The organism is Delftia sp. ZNC0008 (assembly GCF_000799035.1).
Lineage (GTDB): Bacteria > Pseudomonadota > Gammaproteobacteria > Burkholderiales > Burkholderiaceae_C > Comamonas > Comamonas tsuruhatensis.
Window position 1 is genome coordinate 1 of record NZ_JTKZ01000547.1, and the last position, 10,847, is coordinate 10,847.

Annotated in this window: 8 protein-coding genes and 2 pseudogenes; 6 read left to right on the forward strand and 4 right to left on the reverse strand. The window is 69.6% G+C overall.

Going from position 1 to position 10,847, the window contains the following annotated elements; genetic code table 11:
- Positions 1-53 precede the first annotated feature (53 nt).
- Together L995_RS18210 and L995_RS18215 are read left to right on the forward strand one after the other, a co-directional pair.
- On the forward strand, positions 54-1,058 hold the full coding sequence (locus L995_RS18210; RefSeq protein ID WP_047472889.1) for a Bug family tripartite tricarboxylate transporter substrate binding protein: 1,005 nt from the start codon (positions 54-56) through the stop codon (positions 1,056-1,058).
- Positions 1,059-1,069: 11 nt separating this feature from the next.
- A complete protein-coding gene (locus L995_RS18215; protein ID WP_034366441.1) occupies positions 1,070-1,846 on the forward strand; it encodes an enoyl-CoA hydratase in 777 nt (258 codons plus the stop codon).
- Positions 1,847-1,863: 17 nt separating this feature from the next.
- Here L995_RS18215 and L995_RS18220 read toward each other — a convergent pair whose 3' ends face one another.
- A complete protein-coding gene (locus L995_RS18220; protein WP_016454018.1) occupies positions 1,864-2,790 on the reverse strand; it encodes a LysR substrate-binding domain-containing protein in 927 nt (308 codons plus the stop codon).
- 102 nt (positions 2,791-2,892) lie between these two features.
- Here L995_RS18220 and mnmA point away from each other — a divergent pair, with 102 nt between their 5' ends.
- Both mnmA and L995_RS18230 read left to right on the forward strand, forming a co-directional pair.
- The gene (gene mnmA, locus L995_RS18225; protein WP_047472890.1) at positions 2,893-4,011 is read left to right on the forward strand and encodes a tRNA 2-thiouridine(34) synthase MnmA; all 1,119 of its coding nucleotides are present in this window, start codon (positions 2,893-2,895) and stop codon (positions 4,009-4,011) included.
- Positions 4,012-4,142: 131 nt separating this feature from the next.
- Positions 4,143-5,702, forward strand: a complete 1,560-nt coding sequence (locus L995_RS18230) for a serine hydrolase (RefSeq protein WP_016449576.1) — start codon at positions 4,143-4,145, stop codon at positions 5,700-5,702.
- Between the two features lie 144 nt (positions 5,703-5,846).
- Here the strand turns inward: L995_RS18230 and L995_RS34905 are convergent.
- Together L995_RS34905 and L995_RS18240 are read right to left on the reverse strand one after the other, a co-directional pair.
- Positions 5,847-6,485 (reverse strand): annotated as a pseudogene (locus tag L995_RS34905) (sensor histidine kinase); the annotation flags it as partial.
- A gap of 459 nt (positions 6,486-6,944) precedes the next feature.
- Positions 6,945-7,628: a LuxR C-terminal-related transcriptional regulator gene (locus L995_RS18240; RefSeq protein WP_013804635.1), complete on the reverse strand. Its 684-nt coding sequence runs from the start codon at positions 7,626-7,628 to the stop codon at positions 6,945-6,947.
- 191 nt (positions 7,629-7,819) lie between these two features.
- On the opposite strand from L995_RS18240, the gene L995_RS18245 reads away from it, so the two are divergent.
- Positions 7,820-8,455, forward strand: coding sequence for a TetR/AcrR family transcriptional regulator (locus tag L995_RS18245; protein ID WP_012202739.1), 636 nt, complete (start codon positions 7,820-7,822; stop codon positions 8,453-8,455).
- A 15-nt stretch (positions 8,456-8,470) separates the two neighbouring features.
- Here the strand turns inward: L995_RS18245 and paaN are convergent, their stop codons facing one another.
- On the reverse strand, positions 8,471-10,129 hold the full coding sequence (gene paaN, locus L995_RS18250; RefSeq protein WP_047472892.1) for a phenylacetic acid degradation protein PaaN: 1,659 nt from the start codon (positions 10,127-10,129) through the stop codon (positions 8,471-8,473).
- A 148-nt stretch (positions 10,130-10,277) separates the two neighbouring features.
- On the opposite strand from paaN, the pseudogene L995_RS18255 reads away from it, so the two are divergent.
- Positions 10,278-10,847 (forward strand): annotated as a pseudogene (locus tag L995_RS18255) (phenylacetate--CoA ligase); the annotation flags it as partial.

Genomic DNA, 10,847 nt, shown 5'->3' on the forward strand with positions numbered 1-10,847 from the left:
CCGCGTAGGACCTCTGAATCCCTAGACATCGACAAGCCAAGAAGGAGACAAGGATGACGAAACGCATGAAAGCACTGAAGGCCGCCGTGGCAGCCGCCGCGCTAGCGGGGATGCCGCTGGCATATGCAACCGGGGCAGCGGGGGCACCGGGGGCCGGAAGCTATCCCGAGCGGCCCGTACGCCTGGTCGTGCCCTATGCGGTGGGCGGCGCCACCGATGTGATCGCGCGCGTGGCGGCCCGCTATCTGGGCGAGACGCTGGGCCAGCCCGTGGTGGTGGAAAACCGCCCCGGCGCGGGCGGCAGCACGGGTTCGGCCTATGCGGCCAAGCAGCCGGCCGACGGCTACACCCTGGTGATGATGGTGGAGAGCTCGCATGCGGTGAACCCCAACGTCTACGCCAAGCCCGCGTATGACCCGGTGAAGGACTTCACGCCCATCACCAACATCGCCAACGTGCCGGGCGTGATGGTGGTCAGCGCAGGCTCGGCCTACAAGAGCGCCAGGGACGTCAGCGACGCGGCGCGCGCCGCGCCGGGCAAGCTCAACTACGGCTCCTCGGGCAATGGCGGGCTCAGCCACCTGAGCGGTGCGCTGTTCGGCAGCACCACGGGTACCACCCTCACCCATGTGCCCTACAAGGGCCTGGGGCCGGCGCTCAACGACCTGATGGCGGGGCAGCTCGATGTGGTGTTCGACAACATGCCGTCCTCGGGCGCGCTGATCGCGGGCGGCCAGCTGCGTGCGCTGGCCGTGTCCAGCCCCGTGCGCCTTCCGGCCCTGCCGGGCGTGCCCACCTATGCCGAGGCCGGGCTCAAGCCCATGAACGACATGTCCTGGTACGGCCTGGGCGCGCCTGCCAGGCTCGATCCCGCCATTCTTGCCAGGCTCAGCGAAGCCATGCGCAAGACCTTGCAAAAGCCCGAGCTGATCAAGACCATCGAGCAGCAGGGTGCCGTCGTGGACTTCCAGGAGCCTGCGCAGTTCAGGCAGACGGTGGAGCGCTCCAACCGGGCCTGGTCCCAGCTGATCCGCGACATCGGATTCGAGAAACTTTGAGGAGATCTGCCGTGCATGCACAAGTGACCTTTCCCACCCCGCAGACCGCCGTGCTCACCATCACCGGCGGCGGGCCGCTGAACATCCTGGGCACGCCCGTGATCCGCGCGCTGACCGCGCAATTGGCCGAGCTGGCCGAGCGCCCCGATCTGCACTGCCTGGTGCTGCGCGGATCGGGCACGCGCGCCTTCGTGGCGGGGGCCGACATCCGCGAGATGGCGTCGCTCAACGCCGCCTCGGCACGCGCCTTCATCAGCGGGCTGCGCGACCTGTGCAACGCGGTGCGGCATTTTCCCGTGCCCGTGATCGCCAGGCTGCAGGGCCATACGCTGGGCGGCGGGCTGGAGCTGGCCATGGCGGCCGACCTGCGCATCGCGGCCGATGATGCCGTGGTGGGCATGCCCGAGGTCAAGGTCGGCATTCCCTCGGTGATCCACGCGGCCATGATGCCCGCGCAGATCGGCGGCACGCGCGCCAGCTGGCTGCTGCTCACGGGCGAGAACATCGGTGCCCTGCAGGCCGAGCGCTGGGGCCTGCTCAACGAATGCGTGCCCGGCGACCAGCTCGATGCGCGCATCGCGCAGATTGCCGAGGGGCTGGGCGGGATCGGCATCGAGGCGCTGCGCCAGCAAAAGCGCCTGCTGCGCCGCTGGGAAGGCATGGGCGTGGACTCGGCCATCACCGACAGCGTGGCCGAGTTCGGCGCGGCCTTCAACACGGGCGAGCCGCAGCACCACATGAATGCCTTCCTGGAGCGCAAGCAGGCCAAGGCCCAGGCCCAGCACTGAACCCAGGCCGGGCCGGGCTAGGCCTTGTCGGCCAGCCCTTTCAGAAAGCTGCGCAGCCGCTGCGCGGTGGGCGTCAGCGGCCGTTCGCTGGAGCGCACCAGCTGCAGCGGGCGCCGTGCCCAGGTTTCCTCCAGCGGCAGGCAGGCCACCGCATGCGCGGTGCCGAGCCTGCGGTAGATGCTGTGCGGAATGATGGCCAGGCCCACGCCCTGCGAGACCAGCCGCACGATGGAGGTGAAATCGTCCACGTGGATGCGGCAGCGCAGCGGCCGGCCATGGCGCTTGGCCAGCTCGCGCAGAAAGGCGTAGTTGCTGCTGGTCAGCGCCATGCCCACGAAGGCATGGGACAGGGTGTCGAAGAACCGGCAGGAAGGGCCTTCGCCGTCGTCTGGCCTCTCGCCCGGCTGGGGCACCAGCGGATGGCCGGGCGGGGCGATCACCACCAGGCGGTCCAGCGCAAAGGTCTCGCAGGCCACGGCGCCCGCCATGGGCTCGCCCGCGTAGACGCCCAGGTCGGCCTCGCCCTCGGCCACGCTGGCGGCAATCGTCTCGCTGGTCTGCTCCACCAGGGTGAGGTTCACCTCGGGAAAGGCGGTCAGGAACTCGCCGATGTGCGGGCCGATGAAGCCGTGCAGCGAGGAGCTGTTGGCCGCCAGCGTCACCTTGCCCTGCAGGCTGCTGCCCAGCAGGGCGGCCTCGGCCTCCATGCCGTCGATGGCGGCGAACACGCCGCGCGCATGCTCGAGCATGGCGTGGCCTTCCTCGGTCAGCCGCATGCCCTTGTGCTCGCGCGTGAACAGCTGGCAGCCCAGGGCCTGCTCCAGATTGCGCAGGCGCTGGCTGGCGGCCGAGGGCGTCAGGTGCCGCGCCTGGCTGGCACGCGAGAGATTGCCGGCCTGGGCGATGGCCATGAACAGCTTGAGATCGGTCAGGTCGTAGCGCATGCGGGCGTTTCCTAGGGGGCAAGAGGGCCATTATTCCTGCTGGCGCAGGGCTGCAAAGCCCGTGGCGCGCAGCCTTTGAAGGGCGCTGGGATAATCGCTGCCATGACTAAACACCGCGTCGTGGTGGGCCTGTCGGGCGGTGTGGACTCCGCTGTCACGGCCCATCTCCTCAAGCAACAGGGCCATGAAGTGGTCGGCATCTTCATGAAGAACTGGGAAGATGACGACGACAGCGAATACTGCTCGTCCAATGTCGATTTCGTCGATGCCGCCGCCGTGGCCGACGTGGTCGGCATCGAGATCGAGCATGTGAACTTCGCCTCCGAGTACAAGGACCGCGTCTTCGCCGAGTTCCTGCGCGAGTACCAGGCCGGCCGCACGTCCAATCCCGACGTGCTGTGCAATGCCGAGATCAAGTTCAAGGCCTTCCTGGACCACGCCATGCGCCTGGGCGCCGAGAAGATCGCCACGGGCCACTACGCCCGCGTGCGCCAGAACCCCGGCACGCAGCTGTTCGAGCTGCTCAAGGGGCTGGACCCGGCCAAGGACCAGAGCTACTTCCTGCACCGCCTCAACCAGGCCCAGCTGTCCAGGTCCATGTTCCCCGTGGGCGAGCTGAAGAAGACCGAGGTGCGCCGCATTGCCGAGGAGATCGGCCTGCCCAACGCGAAGAAGAAGGACTCCACGGGCATCTGCTTCATCGGAGAGCGGCCGTTCCGCGACTTCCTGAACCGCTACATCAGCAAGGAGCCCGGCAACATCCTCGACGACCGCAACCGCAAGCTGGGCAAGCATGTGGGCCTGTCGTTCTACACGCTGGGCCAGCGCTCGGGCCTGGGCATCGGCGGCGTCAAGGAAAAGGGCGCGCCGCGCGGCGGCGGCGACCATGATCCCTGGTTCGTGGCGCGCAAGGAACTGGACACCAACACGCTGCGCGTGGTGCAGGGCCATGACCATCCCTGGCTGCTGTCGCAGTCGCTGCTGGCCGACCAGGTCAGCTGGGTGGCCGGCCACGCGCCTGCCGAGGGCAAGGCCTACGGCTCCAAGACGCGCTACCGCCAGCCCGACTCGCCGGCCCTGATCTCGGGCGCCACGCCCGAAGGCTTCCGGCTGGATTTCCCCGAGCCGCAATGGGCCGTCACGCCCGGCCAGTCGGCCGTGCTCTACGACGGCGACGTGTGCCTGGGCGGCGGCATCATCGCGGCGGTGGATCCGCAGTGATGCAGCACTGACGCGGCACTGATGCCGGGCAGGATGCGGCCCGGCGCGTTTTGCTATCGTCACGGGGGGCGGCACAACCGCCCCTTTTTCTTTTTCCTTTTGTTCTTCACGACAGCACCACAGGAGACCCCATGGCTTCATCGATTCTTGCGCGCCGGCATTTTCTGGGAGCGGCCCTGGGCGCCGTGGCCACGGCCGGATGCAACGGCGAGGTGTCCTGGGGCGATCCCATCGATCCGCCCGTGACGGACCGCGTCAAGCGTGCGCTCGATCAACTCGATGGCCAGGTGCGCGCGCAGATGCGGCGCACGGGCGTGCCCGGCGTGGCCGTGGCGGTGGTGCATGAGGGGCGCCTGGTCTATGCCCAGGGCATGGGCGTGCGCCGTCTGGGCTCGTCGCTGGCCGTGGATGCGGACACGGTGTTCCAGCTCGCCTCCGTCTCCAAGTCCGTGGGCGCCACCGTGGTGGCGCAGCAGGTGGGCCAGCGCCGCGTGTCCTGGGACACGCGCGTGCAGCAGGGCCTGCCCTGGTGGACGCTGGAGGACGCCGACGCGGCCCAGCGCATCACCGTGGGCGACATGTATGCCCACCGCTCGGGCCTGCCCGGCCAGGCCGGCGATGCGCTGGAGGAGCTGGGCTACAGCCAGCGCCAGATCCTGGAGCGCCTGCGCTACCTGCCGCTGCGGCCCGTGGGCACCCAGTACGCCTACAGCAACTTCGGCCTGACCACGGGTGCCGAGGCGGTGGCCGCCATCGCGGGCCAGTCCTGGGCGGCGCTGTCGCAGCAGGCCGTCTACGGCCCGCTGGGCATGACGCAGACCAGCTCGCTGTTTGCCGATTTCGAGGCGCGCGCCAACCGCGCGGCCGGCCACCTGCGCGTCAATGGCGTGTGGCAGACGGGGCCGGTGCGCCGGCCCGATGCGCAGTCGGCCGCCGGCGGCGTCAGCTCCACGGTGCGCGACATGGCGCGCTGGATGACCATGCTGCTGGACGAGGGCCGCTTCGAGGGCCGCCAGGTGGTCGATGCGCAGGCGCTGCGCACGGCGCTGTCGCCGCAGATGCTGCAGTCGCCGGCCGGCAACGGCGAGCCTGCGCGCTACTACGGCTTCGGCTTCAACGTGGGCGTGTCCGAGGCGGGGCGCACCACCTACAGCCACTCGGGCGCCTTCGGCACGGGCAGCGCGACCAGCTTCACCGTCATGCCCGAGCTCAAGCTGGGCATCGTGGTGCTGACCAACGGCATGCCCATCGGCGTGCCCGAGATCGTGGTCTCGCAGTTCCTGGACCAGGTCGAATGGGGCCGCCAGCGCCAGGACTGGGAGAGCATCTGGACCAAGCGGCTGGCGCCCATCATGCAGCCGCATGGCGAGCTGGCAGGCAAGACCCGGCCCCCTTTCCCGCGCCCGCCCCGGCCGCTGGGCGCCTATGTGGGCAGCTACGCCAACCGCTTCTACGGGCCGGCCCAGGTCAGCCTGCAGACGGGCGGCGGGGGGCTGCAGGTCAGCCTGGGTTCGCAGCGCATGCTGCTCAGCCACTGGGATGGCGAGGTCTTCAGCTTCGTGCCCGAGGGCGATTCGCCGGGCAGCCTGTCCAAGGCCACGTTCGACGGCAACCAGCTCACGCTGGAGTATTTCGACGATGTGCTGACGCCGGCCGGCGTCAGTGCGGGGATAGGGCGCTTTTCGCGCTGATTTTCGCGCTGAGGGTGGCCTGCTCCGTGCCTTCGTGCAGGTGATCGCCGGGCACGGGCAGCCAGGCGGCCAGCACGGTGGCGCCATGTCCAGATGGCCGCCCAGGCGCTGCAGGCGCGCCTGCATGCTGCGCAGGCCCACGCCCATGCCGGCCTGCTGCACGGCGGCCACGTCAAAGCCTGCTCCGTCGTCGGTGATGCGCAGCATCAGCCAATGCGGCTCGGGCCACTGCAGCTGCACCTGCACGCACTGGGCGCGGCTGTGCTTGATCACATTGGCCAGCGCTTCCTCCAGCACGCGCGTCAGCGCCAGGCACTGCAGCGCACCGGGCGGCTGCGGCCAGGCGGCCGGCACCTGCCAGTCGGACTGCATGTCCAGCGCGTCGAACAGGCTGGCAAAGCGGTGGCGCAGCGGCGCGATCCACGCCTGGGGCGTGTCCGGCACGGTGACGGAGACGCTGGTGCCGCTGTCGATCATCTGGCGCAGGTCGTCGCGCAGCAGCTTGAGCACGGACAGGAACTGGCGGTTGTGCATGGGGGTGCCGGCCTGCTCCTCCATGGCGATGGAGCGGACCAGGGAGCCGCCCAGGCTGTCGTGCAGGTCGTGCGCCAGCTGCATCCGTTCCTGCAGCCGCGAGTGGCTGAGCGCCAGCGCATGCTCGCGCGCCAGCGTGCCGCCGAGCTCGTCGCAGGCACGCGCCACGCTGTCGCTCAGCTCCTGGTTGAACTGTTCGATGCGGCGCATGCCCGTGCACGCGTATCCACACGCTGTTGGTGCCCGCATGCAGGGCGGATTCGGGCAGCAGCCAAAAGCGCGGCATGTTCCAGCTGCGCGACAGGGGCTCGACCAGGTGCCGGTCGCGCCACAGCAGGTCGCCGTTCACGAAGACCTCGCCGGCCATGACCATGGAGTGCAGGGCCAGCGCCACGGGATCTGCGGCGGCGGTGGCAGAAGCGGCAGGGGGGTGAGCGCAGCCGCGCTGCCAGTCGATGCGGTACCAGACGGCGCCGCTGTAGCCGGGCCAGCGGTCCAGCCAGTGGTCGGGCAGGGTCACGTTGTGCCAGTCGCGTACCGCGCTGGCGATGGGCGGCGGTCCCTGGCCTGCGGCCTTGGCGGACTGGATGGACAGGATCTGCGGCAGGCAGGCCTGGGCCAGGGCGCAGGGACTGCACAGGAGGACCGCCAGGCCCAGTGCCAGGCACCGCACCGGGCCGAACCACCGGCGCCACCCGCCCATGGCCGTCAGCCCAGCAATCCGCGCACGCGTGCCGTGTTGACGGCGCGCGTGCGCGAGGACACGGCCAGCTTGCGGTAGATGTGCTTGATGTGGCATTCCACCGTGTAGCGCGACAGGTGCAGCTGCTCGGCGATCTCGCGGTTGGTCAGGCCATCGGCCACCAGGCGCAGGATCTGGCTTTCGCGCGCGCTCAGCGTGGACTCGGTGCCGCTGCTCTCCGGCGTGGCGGGTGCCGCGCCCTGCAGCTCGGCGATCACGCGGCGCGCGATGAAGGGGTCGATGGGGGCGCCGCCGCGCAGCACGCTGCGGATGGACAGCGACACTTCCAGGTCGTCGCGTTCCTTGAGCACATAGCCGGTGGCGCCTGCGCGCAGCGCCGCGAGGATGGCATCCTCCGTGCTCCAGGCCGAGATCACCAGGATGCCCACGGCCGGATCTGCGCTGCGCATCTCGGCGATCAGGTCGATGCCGCTGCCGTCGGGCAGGCCCAGGTCCACCAGGGCCAGGGCCACGGGCTCGGCCAGGCAGGCGCGGGCCTGGGCCAGGGAGCCGGCGAACAGCAGGGCATCGGGCGTGTAGCCCAGCTGGCCCAGCACGGACTGCAGCCGCTGGCGGATCAGCGGCTCGTCCTCCACCACCAGCACCGGGGCCGGAAGCGTGGACTCTGGGACAAGCAGGTGGGCGGGCATGGAAAAGGCGTGCGCAGCGGCGGGCGTAAAAAGGGGCAGGATGGCCGCCCGACTGTGGGCGAAGCCCGCATCTTTGCATATCCCTGAAAACTGGTAATCGCGGGGGCGCGCGCCGCTGCGCCGTCCATAATTCCGGCCCGGGCCGCACGGGCGGACCCTGGCAACGACACCTACCGAAAGGACGCCGCCGCATGGCACGCGTACGTGACCCTGCTGGCTACGATGGCCAGCGTGAAATGATCCTCTCCCACGCCGCCCAGCTGTTCGCGCAGCGCGGCTATGCGGGCACCTCCATGAACGAGGTGGCTGCGGCCTGCGGCGTCTCCAAGGCCACGCTCTACCACTATGTGCTCGACAAGCACGACCTGGCCGTGCGCATTGCCGAAGAGCATGTGCTGCGCCTCGAAGCCCTGGTCAACGACACCCTGCAGGCCCATGCCGATCCCGAGCAGCGCCTGCATGCGCTGATCCGCGGCTTTGGCCAGGAGTACGCCCAGGCCCAGAATGCCCACCGCGTGCTGACCGAGGACGTGCGCTTCCTGCGCGAGGAAGACCAGCAGCGCATCCTGGACGTGGAGCGCCGCGTGGTCGCCGCCTTTGCGCAGACCATTGCCCAGGTGCGCGGAGAACCTGCCGACAGCGCCCTGGGCAAGCCCCTGGCCATGCTGCTGTTCGGCATGATCAACTGGACCTTCACCTGGCTCAAGCCGGGCGGCACGCTGGACCATGACGCCATAGGCACCATGGTGTCCCAGCTGTTCTTCGGCGGCGTGCGCGCGGTCAGCGTGCCGGACGGCAAGAAGCCGCGCAAGGCCCGCCAGGCCTAGGCTCGGCCCGGCCCCTCACCACCTGCGCTGCACGACCACGAAGCGGTCGGCCACGAAGGCCAGCGTGGTGTAGCTGGCATTGGCCGCGGGATTGCCGCCCGTGGCATGGAAGTCCGAGAAGCCTGCCGACTGGTTGACCATCACGCCCTGCGTGAGGTTGATGGACAGGGCCACGCGCGAGCGCAGCGCCGAGGCCGCCACGGCATCGACGAAGGCCGCATCCGTGGAGTACAGGCCCAGGGTCATCGCGCCATGCGCGCGCACGCTGCGCTCGGCCAGCTCGCGCGCGGCCTGGGCCGAGGGCACGGCCACCAGGTAGGAGACCGGGCCGAAGCATTCGCGCTCGTAGATGGCAGCGTCCGCCACGTCCAGCGCGCGCAGCGCGGGCGTGCGCACCTCGGCCTGCGGGTACTCGGGATGGGTGAGCTTTTGCGAGGCGCGCACGGCGCGGCCCACGGTGGCGGCCTGTTCCACGCGCTCCACGGTCTGCGCAGAGCCTATGGCGCCCAGCACGGTGAAGGCCACCTTGGGATCGGCCAGCAACTGGTCGATGGCGGCGGCCAGATCGGCGCCGACCTGCTCGAAGCTCTTGTGGCCCTGGTCAGTCTCTATGCCGCCGGCCGGAACCAGCAGGTTCTGCGTGGTGGTGCACATCTGGCCGCTGTACAGCGACAGTGACAGGGCCAGATTGCGCAGCATGCCTGCGTAGGCATCGGTGGACTCGATCACCACCAGGTTCACGCCGGCCATCTCGGCATACAGGCGTGCCTGCGAAGCGTTGGACTGCAGCCACTGGCCGAAGGCATTGCCGCCCGTGAAGTCGATGGAGGCCACGGCCGCGTGCGTGGCCAGGGCCTGGGTCAATTCGGGCTTGTCGCTCACGGCCAGGGTCACGAGGTTGGGGTCCAGGCCCTGCTCGGTCAGCACATCGCGCAACACGCTCACGGTGAGCGCGGCCGGCAGCACGGCGTTGGGGTGGGGCTTGACGATCACGGGGTTGCCCGTGGCCAGCGCGGCGAACAGGCCCGGGTAGGTGTTCCAGGTCGGGAAGGTGGCGCAGCCGATGACCAGGGCCACGCCACGCCCCACGATCTCGAAGCGCTTGTGCAGCACGGCGGGCGCATGCTTGCCCTGGGGCTTTTCCCAGACGGCCTCGGCAGGCACGTCGGCCATGGCCTTCCAGGCCACGGCAATGGCTTCCAGGGCGCGGTCCTGGGCATGGGGGCCGCCGGCCTGGAAGGCCATCATCGCGCCCTGGCCCGTGGTCAGCATCACGGCATGCGCGATCTCGAAGCTGCGCTGGTGGATGCGCGTCAGCGCCTCCAGCAGCACGCCGGTGCGGCCCTGGGGTCCCAGCGCCTGCCATGCGGGCTCGGCCGCCTGGGCGGCATCCACCAGCGCCTGGGCATCGCACTCGGGGTAGCGGATGTCCAGGGCCACGCCATAGGGCGATTGCTCGGTGGCCACGCGGGCGCGTTCACCGGGCTGGCGCAGCGGATAGTCCTTGCCGAACAGCGCCTGCACGGCGGCGTGGCCCTGGGCCTGGGCGGTCTCGCCATACACCTTGGGCGAAGGCGCTTCGGGAAAGGGCGACCAGTGGCCCCGGCGGGACAGGGCCTGCAGCGCGTCGTCGAGCAGGGGGCGGTGGCGTTCGTAGAGGGCGTGGGCGGGCATGGGATGTCTCCTGGGTTGGAATGTGGCGTCGCTATCAGGGTTAGTACCGGACAACAAGCCTTGTTGCTCAAGAAAGCTGCATCTTATAATCCTACCGTCCGGTCGGTCAATTATTCTGAACCCCTTGCCTCACGACGCCAGAACCCCGATGAACAAAGACCTGCGCCCCGCCCCCGGCGACCTCGACCCCATCGAAACCGCCAGCCGCGACGAGATCGCCTCGTTGCAGCTGCAGCGCCTGCGCTGGTCGCTGCAGCATGCCTACGACAACGTGCCGCACTACCGCCGCGCTTTCGATGAGAAGGGCGTGCACCCCTCCGATCTGCGCACGCTGTCCGACCTGGCCCGCTTTCCCTTCACCACCAAGAAGGACCTGCGCGAGAACTATCCGTTCGGCATGTTCGCCGTGCCGCGCCAGAAGGTGGCGCGCGTGCATGCCTCCTCGGGCACCACGGGCAAGCCCACCGTGGTGGGCTACACGTTGAATGACATCGACAACTGGGCCAACCTGGTGGCGCGCTCCATCCGCGCGGCGGGCGGGCGGCCCGGCGACATGGTGCATGTGGCCTACGGCTACGGCCTGTTCACGGGAGGGCTGGGCGCGCACTACGGTGCCGAGCGCGCGGGCTGCACCGTGGTGCCCATGTCGGGCGGGCAGACCGAAAAGCAGGTGCAGCTGATCCAGGATTTCCGGCCCGACATCATCATGGTCACGCCC